General features: G+C 42.3%; 16 protein-coding genes, 1 tRNA gene and 1 riboswitch. Of the genes, 13 read left to right on the top strand and 4 right to left on the bottom strand.

Annotation, left to right across the window (positions count from 1 at the left end; translation table 11 throughout):
• Positions 1–33: 33 nt before the first annotated feature.
• Both pth and mfd read left to right on the top strand, forming a co-directional pair.
• Complete coding sequence (gene pth / locus HXT52_RS03210; protein WP_410313344.1) at positions 34–633, top strand: aminoacyl-tRNA hydrolase; 600 nt, start codon at positions 34–36, stop codon at positions 631–633.
• Complete coding sequence (gene mfd, locus HXT52_RS03205) at positions 623–4,204, top strand: transcription-repair coupling factor (RefSeq protein ID WP_421775690.1); 3,582 nt, start codon at positions 623–625, stop codon at positions 4,202–4,204. Before pth ends, mfd begins: the two co-directional genes overlap by 11 nt.
• A gap of 77 nt (positions 4,205–4,281) precedes the next feature.
• Here the strand turns inward: mfd and HXT52_RS03200 are convergent, their stop codons facing one another.
• The 3 genes from HXT52_RS03200 to HXT52_RS03190 all read right to left on the bottom strand — a co-directional run bounded on the left by HXT52_RS03200 (position 4,282) and on the right by HXT52_RS03190 (position 7,007).
• Positions 4,282–5,097, bottom strand: coding sequence for an ABC transporter ATP-binding protein (locus HXT52_RS03200; RefSeq protein WP_004136051.1), 816 nt, complete (start codon positions 5,095–5,097; stop codon positions 4,282–4,284).
• A gap of 27 nt (positions 5,098–5,124) precedes the next feature.
• Positions 5,125–6,129 (bottom strand): ABC transporter substrate-binding protein, encoded by a 1,005-nt coding sequence (locus HXT52_RS03195; protein WP_004136053.1) that lies wholly within the window; start codon positions 6,127–6,129, stop codon positions 5,125–5,127.
• Positions 6,130–6,185: 56 nt separating this feature from the next.
• A complete protein-coding gene (locus HXT52_RS03190; RefSeq protein ID WP_004136055.1) occupies positions 6,186–7,007 on the bottom strand; it encodes an ABC transporter permease in 822 nt (273 codons plus the stop codon).
• Positions 6,997–7,113, bottom strand: a riboswitch (TPP riboswitch). It overlaps the preceding gene by 11 nt.
• Before the next feature lie 147 nt (positions 7,114–7,260).
• Between HXT52_RS03190 and eno the strand changes: the two genes are divergently transcribed.
• The 5 genes from eno (at position 7,261) to HXT52_RS03165 (ending at position 12,244) form a co-directional block, all read left to right on the top strand.
• Entirely contained in the window at positions 7,261–8,556 is a 1,296-nt protein-coding gene (gene eno / locus HXT52_RS03185; RefSeq protein WP_004111411.1) for a phosphopyruvate hydratase, read from the top strand.
• A gap of 195 nt (positions 8,557–8,751) precedes the next feature.
• Positions 8,752–9,666 carry an L-lactate dehydrogenase gene (locus HXT52_RS03180; protein ID WP_421775689.1) on the top strand — a complete coding sequence of 305 codons (915 nt, stop codon included), beginning with the start codon at positions 8,752–8,754 and terminating at the stop codon, positions 9,664–9,666.
• Between the two features lie 170 nt (positions 9,667–9,836).
• Positions 9,837–10,313 carry an FtsB family cell division protein gene (locus tag HXT52_RS03175; RefSeq protein WP_421775688.1) on the top strand — a complete coding sequence of 159 codons (477 nt, stop codon included), beginning with the start codon at positions 9,837–9,839 and terminating at the stop codon, positions 10,311–10,313.
• Between the two features lie 54 nt (positions 10,314–10,367).
• Positions 10,368–12,032, top strand: a complete 1,665-nt coding sequence (locus HXT52_RS03170) for a DUF501 domain-containing protein (protein WP_119521397.1) — start codon at positions 10,368–10,370, stop codon at positions 12,030–12,032.
• A gap of 128 nt (positions 12,033–12,160) precedes the next feature.
• Positions 12,161–12,244 (top strand) — tRNA-Leu (locus tag HXT52_RS03165).
• Between the two features lie 361 nt (positions 12,245–12,605).
• Here HXT52_RS03165 and HXT52_RS03160 read toward each other — a convergent pair.
• Positions 12,606–13,490, bottom strand: a complete 885-nt coding sequence (locus tag HXT52_RS03160; protein WP_421775687.1) for a hypothetical protein — start codon at positions 13,488–13,490, stop codon at positions 12,606–12,608.
• 372 nt (positions 13,491–13,862) lie between these two features.
• Here HXT52_RS03160 and HXT52_RS03155 point away from each other — a divergent pair, with 372 nt between their 5' ends.
• From HXT52_RS03155 to HXT52_RS03130, 6 genes are all read left to right on the top strand, one after another.
• Positions 13,863–14,843: a cation diffusion facilitator family transporter gene (locus HXT52_RS03155; protein WP_419185073.1), complete on the top strand. Its 981-nt coding sequence runs from the start codon at positions 13,863–13,865 to the stop codon at positions 14,841–14,843.
• 61 nt (positions 14,844–14,904) lie between these two features.
• Positions 14,905–15,843 carry a TrmH family RNA methyltransferase gene (locus tag HXT52_RS03150; RefSeq protein ID WP_421775686.1) on the top strand — a complete coding sequence of 313 codons (939 nt, stop codon included), beginning with the start codon at positions 14,905–14,907 and terminating at the stop codon, positions 15,841–15,843.
• A gap of 35 nt (positions 15,844–15,878) precedes the next feature.
• On the top strand, positions 15,879–16,988 hold the full coding sequence (gene pheS, locus HXT52_RS03145; protein ID WP_050543263.1) for a phenylalanine--tRNA ligase subunit alpha: 1,110 nt from the start codon (positions 15,879–15,881) through the stop codon (positions 16,986–16,988).
• Positions 16,989–16,993: 5 nt separating this feature from the next.
• Positions 16,994–19,618, top strand: coding sequence for a phenylalanine--tRNA ligase subunit beta (gene pheT, locus HXT52_RS03140; RefSeq protein WP_410313349.1), 2,625 nt, complete (start codon positions 16,994–16,996; stop codon positions 19,616–19,618).
• A gap of 177 nt (positions 19,619–19,795) precedes the next feature.
• Entirely contained in the window at positions 19,796–20,341 is a 546-nt protein-coding gene (locus HXT52_RS03135) for an arginine repressor (protein ID WP_004128117.1), read from the top strand.
• Between the two features lie 258 nt (positions 20,342–20,599).
• On the top strand, positions 20,600–21,814 hold the full coding sequence (locus tag HXT52_RS03130; protein WP_004134896.1) for an argininosuccinate synthase: 1,215 nt from the start codon (positions 20,600–20,602) through the stop codon (positions 21,812–21,814).
• The last annotated feature ends 10 nt before the right edge of the window (positions 21,815–21,824 follow it).

Raw genomic sequence — 21,824 nt, 5'->3', positions numbered from 1 at the left:
GTTGGCTACCTATGCGAATTGGGGTGGGGATGTATGGCATCTGATTTTTGGCTTATTGCAGGTTTAGGAAATCCTGGAACAAAGTATGAAGGCACGCGTCACAACATGGGTTTTATGGTAGCGGATGTGCTTGCAGAGCGCTGGTCGGTGTCTCTTGCAGACCACAAAGGTTTAGCAAAACTTGGCAAAGGTGTGATGAATCTGGATGGGAAAATTGCTAAGTTTTTCCTTGCTAAGCCGCTAACTTTTATGAACAATTCAGGAGCTGCTATTTCATCTATAAGTTCCTACTATCAGATTGAGCCGGATCATATTGTTATAATCCACGACGATATGGATTTAGATTTTGGCAGAATTAAAGTAAAAGCTGGCGGTTCCGCAGGTGGCCATAATGGTATTAAGTCTATTGACAGATCCCTTGGAACTCAACAATATGCTCGCGTTCGCATGGGCGTAGGTCATGCTCAGCGTGGTGCTCATGCACATGATAATACTGTAAATTGGGTGCTTGGCGGCTTTGGTGGAACTCAAAAATCTGAGCTTCCTAACTTCTTAGCTGACGGTGCTGATGCTGCAGAAAGCGTTATTTTCCGAGGGCTTGCAGCAACTCAGGAGCATTTTAATGGCCGCTGATAACAGGTCAATACAAATGGTTGCAAAATTAAAAAATATTGAAACAGAAGAATCATCAATCAATTTGCATGATATTTTGCTAGATTTATGCAGTAAAGATGAAATATTTCGTGCATTATCGAAAAATAATATTGATTCAATTAACAAGTTTCAAAAACCTGCAGAAAGTGGCGAGCTTAATATTGCAGCGCCTCTTGGAGTGCGACCGGCTCTTGCAGCTTCTCTTGCAGAGAATATGCCTGTTGTTGTTATTGTTCCTTCAGCCAAAGATGCGGCAGATTTCACTGAATCTATTCGTGACTGGTATATGGGGAATCCGCAAGACATTGCACAACTAGAGGCATGGGAAACTTTGCCTCACGAGCGTCTTTCACCTCGCGCAGATACTGTTGCGAGCAGAATCTCAGTATTTCGTAGGCTTAAGCATCCAGAAGAAGGTAGTTCTTTATTTGGACCGATTCGAGTTCTTGTTCTTCCTGTTCGATCTCTTATTCAGCCAGTAGTTTCAGGACTTGGAGATGTAGATCCGCTAGTTTTTGAGTGTGGAAAAGAACTTTCTATTACAGACGCAACTAAGCGGTTGGTGGAAAATGCTTACACGCGCGTTGATTTGGTTATGGAGCGTGGAGAATTTGCTGTTCGAGGCGGAATTATTGACGTATTTGCGCCAACAATGACACATCCGGTGCGTATTGAATTTTTTGGTGACGAAATTGACACAATGAAGCAATTCCATGCTTCAGATCAGCGTACATACGGAAATAATATTGAAAAACTTTGGGCAACTCCTTGTAGAGAACTGCAACTTACAGAGGAAATTTGTAAGCGTGCCCGCTCTCTTATTGGTGTTATTCCCAATGCTGATGACATGCTTGAATCCATTGCAAATTCTATACCGGTAGAAGGTATGGAATCCTTGCTGCCTGCATTAGTTGACAACATGGAATCAGTGCAAAACATGTTTTCTAAAAATGCTGTAATAATGCTATCTGACCCGGAAAAATGCAGAAGAGCAGCAGAAGATGTTACGTCCACTGCAAACGAGTTTTTGGCAGCCAGCTGGCATGTTGCAGCTTCCGGACATGGGGCGGGAGCTCCTATTACTTTTGATCAAGCTAATTTCTTAGATTTTGACGAAACTGTTTCTGCATTAGAATTTTCTAATCATGATGTTTGGAAATTAACATCATTCGGCGTAGACGATACGCTTGCAGGAAATATCTCTTTACCTGTTAAAGCTCCTGAAGAATTTAGGGGAGATTCTTCGAAAGTTTCAGGCGGAATATCATCTCTTATAGATGACGGTTTTGATGTAACTATTACTGCAGCAGCTTCTGGTACTCTTTCTAGATTAAGAAGAGCTGTTAGAACAACAGGAGTTGCAAACTTTACTACAGTACGTTCTTCTTTAAGCGACGGTTTTATTGATTCAAAAGCGCGTATAGCTGTGCTTACAGAGCGCGATTTAACTGGTAAATCTTCTGCTTCAACACAATTAAAAACGCCAAAACGCAGGCGCAAAGCAATCGACTTAATGGAACTAAAGCCTGGAGATTTTGTAGTACACGAGCAGCATGGTATTGGTCGTTTTATTGGCATGAAGCAGCGAAATATTGCAGTAACTGGTGGAACTGCAACTCGTGAATATTTAGTAATCGAATACGCGCCAAGTAAACGTAACGCTCCTGCAGATAAATTATTTATTCCAACAGATCAGCTTGATTTAGTTAGCAAATATATTGGTGCCGAAATACCAAAACTTAATAAGCTTGGAGGCTCGGATTGGGCTCAAACTAAGGCAAAAGCTAAAAAGCATGTTCACGAAATTGCGGAAAATCTTATTAAACTTTACTCCGCGCGTCAGCAGTCTCGCGGTTTTGCGTTTAGTAAAGATACTCCTTGGCAAAAAGAGTTGGAAGACGCATTTCCTTACCAAGAAACTGCCGATCAGCTGACAACTATTGATGAAGTAAAAGCAGATATGGAAAAACCAATGCCGATGGATCGCTTAATTTGCGGCGATGTTGGTTTTGGAAAAACTGAAATTGCGTTGCGTGCAGCTTTTAAAGCTGTTCAGGATTCTAAGCAGGTTGTTGTTCTTGTTCCAACAACATTGCTTGTTCAACAGCATTACGAAACTTTTACGAATCGTTTTGAAGGATTCCCTGTAAAAGTTGCTGCAATGAGTAGATTCCAAACTGCTAAAGAAATTGACGAAACTTTAAGCGGATTGCAAGACGGAAGCGTTGACGTTGTTATTGGAACTCATAAACTTTTGAACCCGAGTATAAAATTCAAAGATTTAGGTTTAGTCATAATAGATGAAGAGCAGCGTTTTGGCGTTGAGCATAAGGAAACGTTAAAAGCTTTGCGCACAAACGTCGACGTATTAAGCCTTTCTGCAACGCCAATTCCAAGAACTCTTGAAATGGCTGTAACTGGTATTCGTGAAATGTCTACACTTGCTACGCCTCCAGAAGACCGTCTTCCAGTTTTGACTTATGTTGGCGCTTATGAAGATTCGCAAGTATCAGCTTGTATTAAGCGAGAATTGTTGCGCGGAGGACAGGTTTTTTATGTTCATAACCGCGTAGAAGATATTAGTTCTGTTGCAAACAAAATTAACGAGCTTGTGCCGGATGCGCGCGTTGCTATTGCGCACGGAAAAATGGGTGAAAAGCAGCTTGATGCTGTAATTCGCGATTTTTGGCATAGAGATATTGACGTGCTCGTTTGCACTACGATTATTGAAACCGGACTTGATATTTCTAATGCGAATACGCTTATTGTTGATCATGCCGACAGATTTGGTTTAAGTCAATTGCATCAGCTTCGTGGGCGAGTTGGGCGAGGACGTGAGCGCGCATACGCTTACTTCTTGTATGATCCAACTAAGCCAATGACTCAGCAGTCTCACGATCGTCTTGCAACTATTGCTCAGCACACGGCTTTAGGTTCTGGTTTTGATGTTGCTATGAAAGATTTGGAGCTGCGTGGCACAGGTAATTTGCTTGGCGATGAGCAAAGTGGGCATATTGAGGGAGTCGGTTTTGATCTCTACGTGCGCATGGTTTCAGAAGCTGTTGAGCAGTATAAGGAGCCAGAGCGCGTTGAGTCTGTGGCTGTGAGTATTGATTTACCTATTGAAGCTTCGATTCCGGTTGATTATATTGCTTCCGACAAGCTTCGTTTGGAAGTGTACCGTAAGCTTGCTTGCGCAAGTAATGATGACGATTTGAAGGATCTTCATGACGAGTTGTTGGATCGTTTTGGTGAGCCGCCTGAAGCGTTTGGCGCGCTGTGTGATGTTGCTCGCTTGCGTTTTAAGGCTCGAGAGCTTGGTATTACGCAAATTAGTTCTCAAGGAAAAACAGTGCGAGTTGTTGGCGTCGATCCAAAAGAGTCGTTGTGGATGCGTTTGCAAAGAATTTACCGCGGAGCAAAGTATCGTCCTGTTACTCATATGCTTATTATTCCAGCGCCTTTTGAATCTTCGCTTGGAACTAGCGCAATGAGCGAGCATGAAATACTTTCATGGGTGCGTCAACTTCTTGAAGATTTAGCTTGGTGAATTAGCTTGTGTTTATTTTATAAATAAAGGCGGCCGCTTATTTTGCAGTCGCCTTTATCAATTTTTTTCGAGTTTACTTATTGTAACGCTTCTCTAAGCTCATCTTCTATTTCACTATGATTTAATGGACGATTTTGAGCGTCAAGATTCTCGCGATTAATATGCCATTGCTTATAAATCTCACCATTTTTAATCATAAGAATTCGGTCAGAAAGTCTCACAGCTTCCGCAATATCGTGCGTAACCATAAGCGTGCTCCAGCCGTATTCAGATTGAAGCTTATTAAGCAAATCTTGCATATCGAATCTAGTAAGAGCATCCAAAGCACCAAAAGGCTCGTCAAGCAACAATAATTCAGGATTTCTAACTAAAGCTCTTGCTAAAGATACGCGCTGCTGCTGGCCGCCAGAAAGCTGAGATGGCCACTTGTTATCGTAGTCTTCAAGCTGCATTTGGCAAAGCGCTAAATGCGCAATATCCTTAAGCTCTTGCTTACTTGCTTCCATACCAAAAACAACATTTTTGCTCACAGAAAGCCAAGGTATTAATCTGGCGTCCTGAAAACCAATAGCCTGACGACTTGTGGCGTAAATGCTGCCTTCAGTAGGAGTAAGAAGTCCTGAAATTATTTTCAAAAGCGTCGTCTTTCCGCAACCGGATCTACCAATAAGCGACACAAATTCGCCTTTTTTAATTCTCATCGTAATGTTTTTCAATACGAAAGAAGAATTAGTTGCAGAATTATCTTCTGTATTTTTACTTTCTGAAGATGCGAAAGAAATACCAAGATTCTCCATACTAACGCAGTAATCACTATCGTTAATATTCGATTCGTAAGTAGATTCTTCCAAAACTTCAGCATCGTGACGCTTATGAAAAATGCTCTTAAACATAGTCGTATTTTAGTTAGGTAATAACGTTTACTTGCTGCAGTCCATTACAGAATCATCCAAATTCTTTGGAGCCTGCTTAATCAAACCGTACTTAACGTATTCCTTGGCTTGAACTTTCATCATTTCCAAGCCTTTAGCGTCGATTGGTCTAATTGTTGGATTATCAAACTTTTCAATCTGCTTAATAATCGTGTCAGACGCACCAAGCTGCTTATAAGCGTTGCCAATAACATTCTTTTCCTTGTGAGACTTCTTTGCTTCGCGCACAAGAGCCTTATACATTTTCTTCACAAGTTCAGGATGTTTCTTAGCAAAGCTTCTAGAAACAATATGAATAGTAACGTTCATATTGCCGTACTTCTTAGCGTTTACAAGCAACTTAGAACCAGGAGTTGTCATAGCTGCTGCAAGATTCTGGTCGAACGAAGAAATTGCGTCAATCTGTCCAGAAGAGAAAGCAGCCTGGAAGTTTTTAGGGCTCATTTCAACTTTGTGAACTTTAGAAACGTCTAAACCGCTTTTATCGAAAGCGCGATGAAGCATGTAGTCGCCGGTGTCGCCATTGTGAATAATAGCAACTTTCTTTCCATACAAGTCTTTTAAGGTTTTTACGCCGCTTTTTGCAGATGCTACAATTCCCTGAGAATCACCATTGTAGTATTCGAGAGCAAAAGCAACCCAAGGCTGACCTTCGGCAATAAGATCAATAAAACGGCCAGTTCCTGTAGTTGTTGCGTCTGCGCTACCGCTCATTACTGCAGTAAGTCCATCAACTGGAGTGTAAGGACCAGTGTAAGTGACTTTAGACTTTCCAAACTCTTCCTGCAAGAACTTTTCGTTCTTCAATGTAGTTAAATAGTTTGCTGTAGAAAGATAAGCAACGCGCATAGTGCCAGTATCTTCTTTTGCTGAAGACGCGTTGCTTGAAGATTTCTGAGCGCTTCCGCATGAAGCTAGTGCAACTGCTGTGCAAAGAGCACACAATGCGCAAATAGCACGCTTGCTTGCGCTTTTTAATTTGAAATTAACCATAGTTGGCTCCTTTTTTGTGTTTATTATCTTGTGTTTATTGTTTATTGTGTTTATTTTTAGGAAATTCTTCGTTCTGGCATGAGTAAGTATTCGAAAATATTTGCCGTAATTTCGGATCCAAGACCTGCAATTGCGTACATAATTATGCAAGCCATCATCTGATCCGGCCTAAAGAATTGTTGCGCTCTCGAAAGAATATAGCCGATTCCAATAGAAGAATTAACTGTTTCGCAAGTAACTAGTGCAACCCATGCGACGGAAATAGAAAAACGCAATCCAGTCATAAAATTAGCAAGAGTTCCGCGCATAAAAATAGTGGTGAAAATAGTAGATTTTTTAATATGATAAGCCTTAGCTAGTTCAATAAGGCGAGGGTCAATATTACGAACACCATCGCGAATATTTACATACATAGGGCCAAAAACGCCCACTGCAATAAGCATAATCTTCATAAGCTCATCAACGCCAAGAAAAATAATAAGAAGAGGAGCTAGAGCAGGGAACGGTATTGAACGTATCATGTGGCTAGGCTTGTTTATTATTGTTTCACCTATTGCGCTTCCTCCAGAAAGAATTCCGGCAGGAAGTGCAAACGCAATACCCAAAAGAAGACCTGCAACAACCCTAAAAATGCTTATTGCAAGAGACGGCCACAGTATTCCCTCATTGTGTAAATCTACGAAAGCTTTAATAACTTCGAACGGTGAAGGCAGAGCGCGGTTTTCAACAGGACCGAGCGTAATAATAAACCAGCAAAAAACTATAACTATTGTAGAAAGCCAAGCGCTAAAAGATTTTAACGACTTATTTGCTTTCTTATTCGCTTGCTTGCTGTTTGCAATACATTCAGTTTTGCGCTCGCGAAAGTGGATATTCATCCGACATCCCTTCGATAGTACTAGCTATATCAGGTTCGACGGGTATGTTCTCAGCAATATCCGCAAAATCATATGAATGCGTAAGGTTGCACCCCGTGTCAGTTCGCTATTATGGCGCACAGGCATGGACAAAACGTACAAATTCGCGACACGTGAACGTTCTCGGCATAAACACTTGCAAATACAATATAACGTCCATAAAACGCACTAATCTTAAAAGAGTCATCACAACCCATAGTATAAAGGAGTAGTTGTGGCAGCTATTGAAAGCGTATATGCACGCGAAATTTTGGATTCTCGTGGAAATCCTACTGTTCAGGTTTATTTGGAGACCGAAGATGGCGCTCAGGGTATTGGTTTAGTGCCTTCTGGTGCTTCTACTGGTGAGGCAGAAGCTTGGGAGCGTCGCGATGGCGACAAGTCCCGTTATCAGGGCAAGGGCACGTTGGAAGCTGTTAAGGCTGTCAACGAAGTAATCGCTCCTAAGGTTATCGGCATGGATGCCACCGATCAGCGCGCTCTTGACGAAACAATGATTGAGCTTGATGGCACGCCAAACAAGGGCAAGCTTGGTGCTAACGCAATTCTCGGCGTTTCCCTCGCTGCTCTCTACGCTGCTGCTGAGTCTGCTCAGCTTCCGTTGTACCGCTACATTGGCGGCACCAATGGCCACATTCTTCCAGTTCCAAACATGAACATCATGAACGGTGGTGCTCACGCTGATTTCGCAACCGATATTCAGGAATACATGATTTCTCCATACGGTTTCGCAACCTACAGCGATGCTTTGCGCGCTGGCGTTGAGGTTTATCACACCTTGAAGAATGTTTTGAAGAAGGAAGGCTTGGCTACTGGTCTTGGCGACGAAGGCGGCTTCGCTCCAAAGATGAAGTCCAATGAGGATTCCTTGAAGTACATCATGGATGCAATCGCAGCCGCAGGCTACGAGCCAGGCAAGCAGATTGGTATTTCTCTTGACGTTGCTTCTTCTGAGTTCTACAACAAGGAAACTGGTAAGTATCGTTTCGATGGCGAAGAGCGCGAATCTGCTTACATGCTTGATTACTACGAGAAGCTCATCAACGAGTATCCAATCGTTTCCATTGAAGATCCATTCCAGGAAGAAGGCTGGGATGATTGGGCAGAAATCACCAAGCGTCTTGGTGATCGTTTGCAGTTCGTTGGCGATGATTTGCTCGTCACCAATCCAAAGCGTTTGGCTAAGGGTATTGAGCTTGGTGCAGCTAACTCCTTGCTCGTGAAGTTGAACCAGATTGGTTCCGTCACCGAAACCCTCGACGCTATTGAACTTGCAACCAAGAATGGCTTCACCTCTATGGTTTCTCACCGTTCTGGTGAAACCCCAGACACCACAATTTCTGATCTTGCCGTTGCTAAGAACACCGGCCAGATTAAGACTGGTGCTCCTGCTCGTGGCGAGCGTATTGCTAAGTACAACCGCTTGCTTGAGATTGAGGAAGAGCTTGGTTCTACCGCTCAGTACGCTGGTTACAGTGCATTCAAGGCTTGCAAGAAGTATATGAAGTAACTTTCTACTTTTAAGTAACTTAAATCTTCTTAAGTCTTTAAGTTTAAACGGTCAGTCGTGTTTTCGGCTGGCCGTTTTTTGTAAATATTTTTGAAAAAATCAAGACACGCAAAAAATTTTTTTGAATTTACTTTCATTCTCAGCATAATGGTGATATTTTTGTGAGAAACTCGAAACAGAAGGAGATGTTTCATTATGCGAAAAGTAGCAGTTATCGGTATGGGAAATGTTGGTGCAGCTGTTGCTCACCAGCTTGTTGTTGGTGGTTACGCCGACGAGTTATACCTGTATGACAAGAATGAAGCTAAGGTTAAGGCTGATGCATTGGATTTTGAGGATTCAATGGATAATTTGCCTTTTAACGTAAACATTACTGTCAATGATTACGATGCTTTGAAAGATGTTGAAGTTATCGTAAGTGCTATGGGCAATATTAGACTTTTAGACGTTCCAAATCCTGATCGTTTCGCAGAACTTAAACATAATCGTGTTCAAGTTGAAGAAGTTGGCGCAAAGATTAAAGCTTCTGGCTTCCATGGTGTTTTAGTTGATATTACGAATCCTTGCGACGCTATTTGCCAGATTTATAAAGAAACAACTGGTCTTCCTTATGAAAAAGTTATTGGTACTGGAACTTTGCTTGATTCTGCAAGACTTCATCGCGCTGTTGGCAAATTCTTCGGAGTGCATCCAAAAGCAGTGAAGGGCTATAGCTTGGGTGAGCATGGCGATTCACAGTTTGTTGCGTGGTCAACAGTTAAGGTTCTCGAACAGCCAATTGCTGAGCTTGCAAAAGAAAAGAATATTGATTTGAACGCTGTTGATGAGGAAACTCGCCAAGGTGGCTTTACGGTGTTCTATGGCAAGAAGTACACGAATTACGGTATTGCTGCCGCTGCAGTGCGCTTGGTGAACGCTGTTCTTTCGGATTCTAAAGAGCAGATGCCTGTTTCGAACTATCGCGAGGAATACCATTCTTATCTTTCTTACCCAGCAATCGTGGGTCGCGAAGGTATTGTAAAGCAGTGCAAGCTTGATCTAACTGAAGAAGAATTGCAAAAGTTGCAGCATTCTGCAGATACGATCTTAAGTAAAGCTCAAGCAAAATAATCTAAAATAATCTAAAAGTAATATAGCGATGTAATATATCGAAATATTATATCGGAATATTATAAAAGTAATCTAACGAAATAATTAGGTAGTAATGGTCAGTTGCTGTTTAGTAACTGACCATTATTATTGTGTTTTTCACGTCGAATACATCAAGTAATTTAGAATGTATGGTTATGAGGAAGCGCCGTACGAAAGCAGCAGGTGAAGAAACACAGTCACCGATGCAGCAGCGTCGACTATTTTCAGGACCGCTTGTTTTTCTACTCATGGTTTTTATAGTTACAGTCGGTTCAATTGAGTGCATTTCTACAGTTAGAAATTATGCTCTAAGTTTGGCTGAACTTCACGTATTGCAGCGCGAAGAAAGTACGTTAAAAGAGCAAAAACGTACACTCGACAATAATATTGAACGCTGGAAAGATAAATCATATATTGCAGCTCAGGCTCGAGATCGTCTTGGTTTTGTTTTTCCAGGGGAACAGGCAGTTAGAGTGGAGCATCCTGAAGCTGTAAGAGGCACATTGCCTAATGCGTTTGCGCAGGAAAATAGCGAAACTAAGAATCGTACTGTTCTACCTTGGTATAGTGATTTGATGTATGCAATACACAAAGCAGACAAGCCAGATAATTTGCCATTGCAATAAAATTACAGTAAAGCTGTGCTGGGAAAAATAAATATGCCAGAAAGTTCAAATATTATGCAAAAAAATGACAATAATCATTACTCTCCAGAAGATGCTGTAAAGCGTTTACTTAAAACGCCAGCAAGCGATGCTGAACGTGCGATTGTTCAGAAGCAGCTTGGAAGATTTCCGAGGGGAATGGTTGCTGTTGGTGCGCGCTGCGTTTGTGGCCGGCCTCTTGCGGTTATAACAAGGCCGTGTTTGCAAGATGGCACACCATTTCCAACTACTTGCTATTTAACAAGTCCCGAAGCTGTAAAAGCAGTGTCTCATGTAGAGGCAAACGGTCTTATGCGAGAATTTAACGAATTGTTGCAGACGGACGAAGTTGTTAAGAAGCAGTATGAGCAGGCGCATAAGTATTATTTGGCATTCCGTCATGCATTGGCTGTTTCGTTGGGAGATAGTGAAGAGCATATTAGTGATATGAGTGCAGGTGGTATGCCTGTGCGCGTGAAATGCTTGCACGCTTTGCTTGCGCAAACCTTGGTAATGGGCAAAGGTGTGAATCCTATTGGTGACATGGTGTTGGAGAGAATTAAGGATGAGTTTGATCCAAACGTGTGCCGTTGCACAACTCCATGGAGCGATGATTGTGATGCTGAAGAAACGGAAGTTGTTGTGGACGAAAAAAATAGTATAAAAAATACTAGAAAAAATGTTGGTAGTAATAGTGAAGAAAAATCTGTGACTGTTGCTGCAATTGATTGTGGAACTAATTCTATTCGTCTTAAAATTGCGCAAGTTTCTGAACATGGAATGAAAGATATTGTTCCTAGAATGCTTCGCGTTGTTAGACTTGGGCAGGGAATTGACGAAACGCACCGCTTTGCTGACGATGCTTTAGCGCGAGTTCGTGATGCTGCGCACGAATTTGCGCAGGTGTTAAAAGAGCATCCGGTTGATGCGATTCGTTTTGTGGCAACTTCGGCTACAAGAGATGCTGAAAATCGTGAAATTTTTGAGCAGATGATGGTTGATGAGCTAGGTGTTCGACCTGAAGTTATTAGTGGTACGGAAGAGGCGTCGCTTAGTTTTCTTGGAGCAACTAGCGTTGTTTCGCGCGATGATTTGCAGCCGCCGTATCTTGTAGTTGACTTAGGCGGAGGTTCTACTGAGCTTGTGCTTGGAGGGGATGGAGAGAGTTTGCCTGCTCACAAGGTTGCTGCAGCATATTCGATGAATGTTGGTTCTGTGCGCATGACTGAGCGTCATTTGCATACTGATCCGCCTACTGAAGACGAAATCCAAGCTGCAATTGATGACGTTGACAAGCATATTGACGAAGCTTTCAAAGTTGTCCCTGCTGGGCGAGTGCGCACTATTATTGGAGTTTCTGGAACTGTTACTACAATGGCTGCATTGACAATGGGCTTGAAGCATTATGATCACTCGGCTGTTGACGGAGTTAAAATTGGGCTTGATCAGGCGTACGCGGTTAATAACCGATTTTTGCGCATGACGCGTGAGCGTAGGCGCTCGTATGCGACGATTCACCCTGGGCGCGTTGATGTTGTTGGCGGCGGAGCTGTGGTGTGGAGTCGCGTGCTTGAGCGTTTGGCAAAAGCTGCGTACGAGGATCATGGTGGGGTGATGGATACTTTTGTGGCGAGTGAACATGGTTTGCTTGATGGCATTACGCTTGATTTGGGTCGCAGGCTGCTTGGTTTAGAACGCTGAGTTGAGTGTTTTTGACAAGTGTTTGATGGAGCTGCATGTTTGACGAGTGTTTAGTAAGTGTGTGTTTATGTTTTCGCCACGCGCCGGCTTGTTCTTTGCAGTGATGTATGGCATAATAATTGATTGCTGCCTCTGTGGCGGAATTGGCATACGCATCAGACTTAAAATCTGACGCCCTTACGGGCTTGTGGGTCCGAGTCCCACCGGAGGCACAAACAAAGCGCTGTACAGTTTTAGCTGTGCGGCGCTTTTTTGATTAACTTTTGGGGGTTTCCAGGGTTATAGGCCAAAAAGTGTGTAAAGCTAGGCTGATGAATATTCTGTGGCATAAGCCACAAGCCTCAACACTGTTAAAAACTCAGTCAAGTATCTGAGAAAGTAACGGTAATCGCCAAAACACTGTTAAAAACTCAGCTAACGAACTGAGGAAGTAACACTGATAGCCCAAATACCGTTACTAACTCAGTCAGAAGACTGAGAAAACAACGGTCATGCGTTACTGGTGCAGTACGTAGACTGCGTTAGTAACGAAAAAGTGTGATTTATTGTTACTCGCGCAGTACGTAATCTGCGTTATCGTCTGCGCCAGCGAGTGCGTCCTTCGCCATTGTCGCTGCAAACCATAGGCGCACCTTTTGCTGATACAGCTTCTACTCCTGGTCCTGAGTTGCAGAAAGAACCTGGATGAACAACTATTGCGCCTGAATGTTGTGGCGTCTGTTGCTGAGGTGCAGGTGTTGGTGCAGGAGCTGGTGCAGGAGTCTGAACTTGTTGCTGTGGTTGTTGCTGTGGTGCTGGAGCTGGTGTTGGAGCAGGGTTTTGATTTTGTTTAGAATCATTGCCTGTGTTTTTATTTTTATCGCCATTATTTCCACTATTGGTGGTATTGCGATTAGTGTTAGAACGCACTATTTTCTTTACTCTATTTTTTCTTTTACGATTAACACGTTTGCGATTACGCCTTGTAGTTTTCTTTTTGCGTTTTATACCATTTTTAATGTTTTTGCGTTTCCGATTTTTTCGATTTTTCTTCTTTTTGCGATTCTGCTTTTTCTTAGACTTTTTGTTATCGGCTTTTGTTTTATTGCGTTCTTCTGCTGTTAATCCGTTTTCGTCTACTACTTCGATGTGTTTCTTTGAATTCTCGTCCTTCTTATTTCCTTTTTTGTCACTTTTTTCATCCTTTTTTCCGTCTTTATTTTTACCTTTAAAAATCGATTTCCAAAAATTTTTAACTCCGTCAAACCAAGAACCTGCGGCAATCGTTTTGGTACTATTGTCAGATTTTTGAGTTGCTGCAATGCAAGAGTTTACTTTATTTTCACTAGCATACGCAGTCTCAGGAGCAGCAAATAGTGATGCCGACATTGTGAGAGTAATAAGTATGCCCAAAATAGTATTTACAATAGAGCGAGTTGTAGTTTTATGCTTAGTAACGCGCGTAATATTCTTGCTCATAAGTTTCCTATCTGTAGTTTCGCAAGCTAGGTTATACTATATTCTATTTGATTGTTATTACGTATGTTTCGTTAGCCGTTTTTTTTTATTTGCGCGTTTTATTTTGTATAAACTTTTGACAAGTTGCATTAAATAAAATTTTGGCAGGTTGCACTTATTCACGCTTCACACTTATGTCGACAGCGTGTGATTACATAGTTGTAGATATGATAGTTTAGCAATTTTGAACCCCGGCTTCGGCTGGGGTTCATTGCGTATAAGAGAAAATGCGAATGATATTGAGAAATAATATCGTTCCTGTATTTAGAGGAGGCTTAGAAAGTGTATAATCATAACGGTGTAACTCCAACTAGCGGCATTGATTCATACTCAATAAGCGACAATACCAACGCAAGCACAGGTACCAAAACCACCACCAACGCCAACGAAGCTTCCCAAGCTGCCGCAATCCACGCAAGTCACACCCACCAGCACCGATTACTTCTTACTCTTTCTATTACTTCAATCGTATTTTTTGCCGAAGTAATCGGCTCTTTCCTTACGAATTCTCTTTCGCTTCTTATTGATGCAGGCCATATGCTTACAGATATTTCCGTTCTTGCAGCTTCAACTGTTACTGCAATTCTTATGCGTCGTCGTCCAAGTAGTAAGCGCACGTGGGGTTGGGCTCGTCTTGAGGTTATTACTGCTGCCGCCGGTGCTATTATTTTGCTAATTGTTGGCGTATATGCTCTTGTTGAGGCTGGAATGCGTCTTTTTGGAAGTGGTCACCAAGGCATTCATGATGTAAATCAACTGCTTTTCTTCGGCATACTCGGCCTTGCTGCAAATCTTGCTTCGCTTGTAATTCTTATGTCTCAATCGCAAGACAACATGAATATGCGAGCCGCATTCCTTGAGGTTATGAATGACGCTTTGGGTTCTGTGGCGGTTGTAATTTCTGCAATTGTTATGATGAGCACTGGTTGGGCTGGTTTTGATGCTCTTGCCGGCGCGATTATTGCTATTCTTATGATTCCGCGCGCTCTGAAGTTGCTTAAGAATGCTGTTAAGGTTCTTCTTGAACAAACTCCAGAAGGTCTTGATCTAGATAAAGTTCGTGAGCATTTAGAGCATGTGCCGCATGTTCTTGCTGTTCATGATTTGCACGCAAGCACTGTCTCTACTGGCATGCCAATTTTTATGGCTCACGTAGTTGTGGAGCCGAACATGACTATGGCTCAATGCGCTCAGGTGCTTTCCCAACTTCAGGATTGCTTGCGTGAGCATTTTCCTGTTTCTGTTTCGCACACTACTTTTCAGTTGGAGCCTGAAGGCTATACCACTTCTAGTTCTTCTGAGCATCACGAGTAATATTTGAAGCTTGGTTATTATTTAACTGTGTTGCATTCGTTTTTTGAAGTAAAGTGTAAATATGCCCTTAAAAGAATTAATTGATAATCCACACAGTGAGCGTGTGCGTAGGCTTGTAGCGTTGAGTCGAGGCAACTCGCATGCTTCTAAGCGTTTTTTGGTTGAAGGTCCTCAAAGTGTTCGTGAGGCTGTTCGTTACGCTTCAGATTCAATAAGTGATATTTACGTTACTAAAGAGGTTTGCGTTAACAATGAAGAAGATGCTAATCAATCTTCTTCTTTGCAAGAAATTATTAAAGAAGCGTTATCTAAAGATTTATATGTTCATCCTGTTGAATCAAGTATTATGCAAAAAATAAGTTCTGATTCGCAAGGAATTGTTGCTGTTAGCGATGCGCAATTTTTAGATGAGATTTACGTAGGTGAGTTTAAGAATTTGCAAAAGTCTGTTAGTGCAGAAAACTTTGTGAATGCAGAAGGCTCTGAGCGAGCAGGCAATACAAATAATCCTCTTTTGATTGCAGCTTGCTGGCAGGTAAGAGATCCTGGTAATGCGGGTGCTATTATTCGTGTTGCAGATGTTGCAGGCTGCGATGCTGTTGTTTTTGTTGACGATTGCGTAAGTCGTTGGAATTCTAAGCTTGTGCGTTCGACTGCTGGCTCACTATTTCATCTTCCTGTAGTGCAATTAAGCGTTCAAGACTGGTTTGATTACGCTAAAAAATCAAATATTCGCGTTATTGCAGCGGATATTTACGGAACTGATCAGCTGAAACCTGTGCCTTTCCCAAAGATTCTTGCAAATACTGAGCTTACCAGCTCTTCTTTAGCAATCTTATTTGGCAACGAAGCGCGTGGTCTTCCTCAAGAAATATTGCAGCAAGTTGACAATATTTCAATTATCCCAATCTATGGTAAAGCGGAATCAATGAACCTTGCAACAAGCGCAGCAGTAATGCTTATGGGCTTGGCTATGTCTAGTCATGAGCGAAAAATATAGCTTTGGGCAGTATTTTTAACAGTGTATAGAACATAATGAAACATGTGGATACGCGTAATACAGATAGGAAGGGTGCTGTGACCGATAATAAGCCATTCGACGTTAAAGCTGTAACTCAAGCAGTCAAAGAAGGTATTGCTCGTGCTGCTGCAGCTCAGAACATGGACGAGTTAAAGGCGGTGAAAACTCAATATGCTGGTGCTCAGTCAGTGATGACTCTTGCAAGCAAGGCTATTGGTTCACTTCCTGCAGATCAAAAGAAGGAAGTTGGCAAAGTAATGTCAACTTTGCGAGCTGATTTTGGACGTGCATTTGCTCAGGCTTCGGAGCGTGTTAAATCTGCTGAAGAAGCACGTATGCTTTCTGCTGAAACAGTTGATATGACTCTTCCGGTGAATCGCAAACCTCTTGGTGCTCGTCATCCGATAGCTCGTATTATTGAAGATTTTGAAGACTTCTTTATTTCTATGGGTTGGCAAATTTCTGCAGGTCCAGAAGTTGAAACTGAATGGTTTGATTTCGACGCGTTGAATTTTGGTCCAGATCATCCTGCTCGCCAAATGCAAGATACTTTCTACGTTCAGGGAAATCAAGCCAAGGATGCTGCAGGCTTTGTTGGTTCAAACATGGTTTTGCGCACGCAGACTTCTTCTGATCAGGTTCGCGCATTAATTGAGCGTGGAGTTCCTCTTTATATTGCTTCACCTGGTCGCGTATTCCGCACAGATGAGCTTGATGCAACTCACACTCCAGTATTCCACCAGTGTGAAGCTTTAGCTGTAGATAAGAACTTGACAATGGCTGACTTAAAGGGCGTTCTTGACCGTTTGGCTGTTGCAATGTTTGGTCCAGATGCTAAAAGCCGTTTGCGTCCTAGCTACTTCCCATTTACTGAGCCTAGCGCTGAGCTTGATTTGTGGTTCCCAGATAAAAAGGGTGGCCCAGGTTGGATTGAATGGGGTGGCTGCGGTATGGTCAACCCAAATGTTTTGAAGTCTGCAGGTTTAGATCCGCAAGTTTACACTGGCTTCGCTTTTGGTGTTGGTTTGGAACGCACTTTGCTGCTTCGTCACGACATTAACGATATGCATGATTTGGTTGAAGGCGATAAGCGCTTCGCACAACAGTTTGTAATGGGGGAGTAAAACTCATGCCAATGGTAGATATTGACTGGCTTAAAGATCATGTTGAAGTGCCAGAAGGTTTAACTTACGAGCAGCTTGCTAAGGATTTAGTGCGCGTAGGTTTGGAAGAGGAAGAAATTCATACTTCGCAGGTCACCGGCCCAATTGTTGTCGGTTATGTAGTAGATGCTACTGCCGAACCGCAGAAAAATGGTAAAACTATTAATTGGTGCCATGTTGATGTTGGTGAAGAGTACAACGATGTTGATGAGAACGGTAAGAAAGTTCCTCGTGGCATTATTTGTGGCGCTCCAAATATGGCTGCAGGTGAAAAGGTTGTTGTAACTCTTCCTGGCGCTGTTCTTCCTGGCGATTTTAAGATTGAGCCTCGTAAGACTTATGGTCATATTTCTAACGGAATGTGCGCATCCGAGCGTGAGCTTGGTTTAGGAGATAGCCACGACGGCATTATTTTGTTGCGTGAATATGGTTTCACTAAGGCTGAATATGATGCTCTGAAACCTGGCGATGATGCTATGGAATTGCTTCATCTTAATAAGCCAATTTTGGAGATTAATATTACTCCAGATCGCGGTTACGCGTTCTCGTACAGGGGTGTTGCTCGCGAGTACCATCACTCAACCGGCGCATCTTACACAGATCCTGTAATAGCTCTTAATGAGCAAGCTGCAAAATTTATGGACTCTCAGAATCATAAATCTGCAGATATTCAGGTAAGCATTGAAGATACGAACCCAATTCACGGTGTTGCTGGTTGCGATCGTTACTATGCTCGTGCTGTTAATAATTTCAGTTCAGATGCTAAAAGCCCTCACTGGATGCAGCGTCGTTTAACTCGTGCAGGCATGCGTAGCATTTCTCTTGCTGTTGACGTCACTAATTACGTGATGCTTGACTTAGGCCAGCCTTTGCATGCTTACGATTTGGATAAAATTGAGGGTCCTATTGTTGTTCGTCGTGCTCGTTCTGGTGAACATCTTACGACTTTAGATGGTAAGGATCACGAATTGCACATTGAGGATTTGGTTATTTGCGATTCTCCTCGTGGAAATCATGGCTCTCGTATTCTTGGTTTGGCTGGCGTTATGGGTGGCATGTATGGCGAAGTAACCAGTGAAACTAAGAATGTTTTGATTGAGGCAGCTCACTTTGATCCTGTATCTATTGCTCGAACCGCTCGCCGTCATAAGATTCCTTCTGAGGCTTCGCGTCGCTTTGAGCGTGGTGTTGACACTGAGTTGCAACCTGCTGCAGCTCAAATGGCTGCAAACCTTTTGGAGCAGTTTGGTGGTGCTCAGCCATCTTCTTATCCAAATGATGTTAATAATACTCAGTCTCGCAATGTGATTGTTTTCAAAGCTGATGAAGTTAAGCGTGTTGCTGGTCTTGATCTTGATTTGAACCGTATTAGTGACATTCTCACCGATATTGGTTGCTCTGTTGCAGGTGGTGGAAATGGTTCATTCTCAGTTCTTCCTCCAACTTGGCGTCCAGATTTGAATGAGCCTTGCGATTTGGTTGAAGAGATTGCTCGACTTGTTGGTTACGACGAGATTCCTGTTAAAGTACCTGCTGTTCCTATTGTGGGAAGAACTGGTTTAACAGAAAAGCAGGCAACTCGTCGCGCTATTGCTTATGAGCTTGCAGAAATGGGCTTAGTTGAATCTTTAAGCTACCCATTTGTTGGTGAAGAAGATATTAAGGCCTTCCGCGAAGATGTTGATGAAGTTGACAAGGTAAGTGTTCGTATTGCTAATCCTTTGGCAGGAGATCGTCCTTGGCTTCGCAGATCAGTTCTTATGACTTTAGCTGGAACTGTTCGTCGTAATCTTCGTCGCGGCTTAGATAATATTTCAATGTATGAGCTTGGTCATGTTTACTTTAGTGATCCAAACGCTCCTGCAATTCCTGCTCTTCCTGGTTCTGTGCGACCGTCTAATGCAGAACTTGCTGCATTAGATGCAGGTTTGCCGGATCAGCCTTTGCATGTTGCTGCTCTGCTTACCGGTCATGCTGAAGAAACTGGCTGGCTTGGCACTCATCGCGATGTTGACTGGAGTGATGCTGTTGAAGCAGTTCAACGTTTAGCTAAGCGCATTGGTGTTCAATTCGTGTTAGATCAATTTAACGCTGAGGATGCTCCTGTTTCTTGGCATCCAGGTCGCAGTGCTAGCGTTTGTGTAATTGCTGAAGACGGCTCTAAAGTTTCTATTGGTGTTGTTGGCGAATTGCATCCTCACGTGTGCGACGCTTTGGATCTTCCAAAACATTCTGCAGCGTTTGAGCTTGATTTGACTTCTTTGTTTAACAATATGCAAATGAAGCCAGTTCAAGCTAAGCCGATTTCTACATTCCCACCAGTTAAGCAAGATTTTGCGTTCACTGCTCCTGTTTCGCTGAAGGCTCAGGTTTTGCAAGATGCAATTGAAAAAGCTTCAGGCGATTTGTTCGAATCTGTTGAGCTTTTTGACGTGTATGAAGGCGAGCAGTTAGGTGAAGGTTTGCGATCTCTTGCATATTCTGTAACCTTTAGAGCTGCAGATAGAACTCTTTCTGGTGAAGAAATGGAAGCAGTTCGTAAGGAGATTACAAAGTCTGCTGCAGCATTGCACGCAACTTTGCGCGTATAAAACTGTATTAAATAAGCATAATGCGATTGTGATTCCATGTTTTATTGGTTTCACAGTCGCATTATTCTGTTGTTATAACAAATTTTTGAAATAAATTTCATATTTCGTAGATATTTACACATGTAATCGTATATATTTATGTATAAATGTTTTTTATGAAAGGTTCTGTAAAAAATTATGGTTAATTCTAGGCAGGATGCTGAAATAGATGATGACGGAGATGTTGTTTTTAAGCAACAACGTCCCTCTACAAAAGCTGCTAGATTAGATGCTATTGAGCAGGCTTTGTTGTCTGAGGTTATTACGTCTCAGTCTCAGCTTTCTAAGGTTCTTGCTCTCCACGGCTTTAATGTTACTCAAGCTACTTTAAGCCGCGATTTAGATGAGATAAATGCTGTTAAGATTCGTTTAACCGACGGTAGGATTGCCTACGTTTTGGGGGATGGCACTGGAAATCGTCATGCAATGGATACTGTTCGTATAGATCAGCAGGTTGCTCGAACGTTATCTGGTCTTGTTACGGAAGTTGCTCACGCAAATAATATTGTTGTGATTCATACTCCATCTGGAGCTGCACAGTATGTTGCTAGTGTTATAGATCGCCAGCCTTTGAAGGGTATTTTGGGCTCTGTTGCAGGAGATGACACTGTTATTATGGTTTGCGTTTCCAATGAAGAAGCGGAAGAAAGAGCAAACTGGATGCTTACTGTTGCATCTCGCTAATTATAGAAAAATCTTAGTCGAAAATTTATTTGCGAAAATTTATTCGTGAATATTTATATTTATAACGTGTACAGTGCAAATTATGCTGTACACGTTTTTATATGTATAAGTATGATTTCTAAATTTTATATATTTTTTCACGTAATGTGACAAAAAAATAAAAATACAACAATTTGTGACATGTCTATTGCGTTTATCTTATGTGTATAATATGCTCTATATTGTTTAGTTATACAAAGCGCTGCATATGGAGGTCACATGAATACTAATAAGCGCATTGTTCTGGCGTACTCAGGCGGCTTGGATACTTCTGTAGCAATTCCTTACTTGAAAGAACAAACCGGCCAAGATGTTGTTGCAGTATCTCTTAATGTTGGTCAAGGCGGCGAAGCTCTTGATGCAATAAAGAAGCGCGCATTAGCTTGTGGTGCAGTAGAATCTTATGTTGTTGATGCGCGAGATGAGTTTGCCAACGATTATTGCATGCTCGCTTTGAAAGCAAATGCAATGTACGAAGATGTGTATCCTCTTGTTTCTGCACTATCTCGTCCACTGATTACAAAGCATTTAGTGCATGCGGCGCACGAATTTGATGCGGATACTATTGCTCATGGTTGCACCGGAAAGGGAAACGATCAAGTTCGTTTTGAAGTTGCTATCAAATCCTTAGATCCACAGTTAAAAGCAATCAGCCCTATTAGAGATTTGTCGCTTACTCGCGATGTTGAAATCGCTTTTGCAAACAGTCACCAGCTTCCAATTGAGCAAAGTAAGAAAAGCCCTTACTCAATTGATCAAAACGTTTGGGGTCGCGCAATTGAAACAGGTTTCTTGGAAGATCCTTGGAATGCTCCAACAGAAGAGTGCTATTCTTACACTCAAAATCCTATGGAGTCTCAAGAGCCTGATGAAGTGACTATCACTTTTGAAAAAGGTGTTCCAGTTGCTATTGACGGTCATAGTGTAACGCCTTTGCAAGCTATTGAAGAAATGAACGCAAGAGCAGGTGCTCAAGGAATCGGTCGAATTGACATTATTGAAGATCGTTTAGTTGGCATCAAGTCTCGCGAATTGTATGAAGTTCCAGGAGCTCAGGCTCTTATTACTGCGCATCAAGAGCTGGAAAACTGCTGTTTGGAACGTGAGCAGCACAGGCTAAAGCGTGATCTTGATAAAAAGTGGGCAGAATTTGTTTACGACGGTCAATGGTTCTCTCCAGTTGTGCGTTCTTTGAATGCGTTTATTAACGAAACTCAAGAGCATGTTTCTGGCGATATTCGAATGACTATGTACGCCGGAAAGGCTGTTGTTACTGGTAGACGCTCCGAAGAGTCTCTGTATGACTTTAACTTAGCTACGTACGATTCTTCCGATACCTTCGATCAGCGTGCTTCCAACGGTTTTATTGAAATTTACGGATTGTCAAATACTGTTGCTGCAGCTCGTGACATGCGCGTTTCAAAAAACAATTAATTTGGATTTG

Origin of the sequence: Gardnerella sp. KA00288 (assembly GCF_049244085.1) — a bacterium.
Taxonomy (GTDB): domain Bacteria; phylum Actinomycetota; class Actinomycetes; order Actinomycetales; family Bifidobacteriaceae; genus Bifidobacterium; species Bifidobacterium greenwoodii.
Note: the sequence above shows the minus strand (reverse complement) of the source record. Positions and strands in the feature narration are given on the sequence as shown.

Bases quoted from the DNA above. Each gene is read 5' to 3' on its own strand.
- pth (WP_410313344.1), top strand. From the start codon at position 34: ATGGCATCTGATTTTTGGCTTATTGCAGGTTTAGGAAATCCTGGAACA.
- mfd (WP_421775690.1), top strand. From the start codon at position 623: ATGGCCGCTGATAACAGGTCAATACAAATGGTTGCAAAATTAAAAAAT.
- HXT52_RS03200 (WP_004136051.1), bottom strand. From the start codon at position 5,097: ATGTTTAAGAGCATTTTTCATAAGCGTCACGATGCTGAAGTTTTGGAA.
- HXT52_RS03195 (WP_004136053.1), bottom strand. From the start codon at position 6,129: ATGGTTAATTTCAAATTAAAAAGCGCAAGCAAGCGTGCTATTTGCGCA.
- HXT52_RS03190 (WP_004136055.1), bottom strand. From the start codon at position 7,007: ATGAATATCCACTTTCGCGAGCGCAAAACTGAATGTATTGCAAACAGC.
- HXT52_RS03180 (WP_421775689.1), top strand. From the start codon at position 8,752: ATGCGAAAAGTAGCAGTTATCGGTATGGGAAATGTTGGTGCAGCTGTT.
- HXT52_RS03175 (WP_421775688.1), top strand. From the start codon at position 9,837: ATGGTTATGAGGAAGCGCCGTACGAAAGCAGCAGGTGAAGAAACACAG.
- HXT52_RS03170 (WP_119521397.1), top strand. From the start codon at position 10,368: ATGCAAAAAAATGACAATAATCATTACTCTCCAGAAGATGCTGTAAAG.
- HXT52_RS03160 (WP_421775687.1), bottom strand. From the start codon at position 13,490: ATGAGCAAGAATATTACGCGCGTTACTAAGCATAAAACTACAACTCGC.
- HXT52_RS03150 (WP_421775686.1), top strand. From the start codon at position 14,905: ATGCCCTTAAAAGAATTAATTGATAATCCACACAGTGAGCGTGTGCGT.
- pheS (WP_050543263.1), top strand. From the start codon at position 15,879: ATGAAACATGTGGATACGCGTAATACAGATAGGAAGGGTGCTGTGACC.
- pheT (WP_410313349.1), top strand. From the start codon at position 16,994: ATGCCAATGGTAGATATTGACTGGCTTAAAGATCATGTTGAAGTGCCA.
- HXT52_RS03135 (WP_004128117.1), top strand. From the start codon at position 19,796: ATGGTTAATTCTAGGCAGGATGCTGAAATAGATGATGACGGAGATGTT.
- HXT52_RS03130 (WP_004134896.1), top strand. From the start codon at position 20,600: ATGAATACTAATAAGCGCATTGTTCTGGCGTACTCAGGCGGCTTGGAT.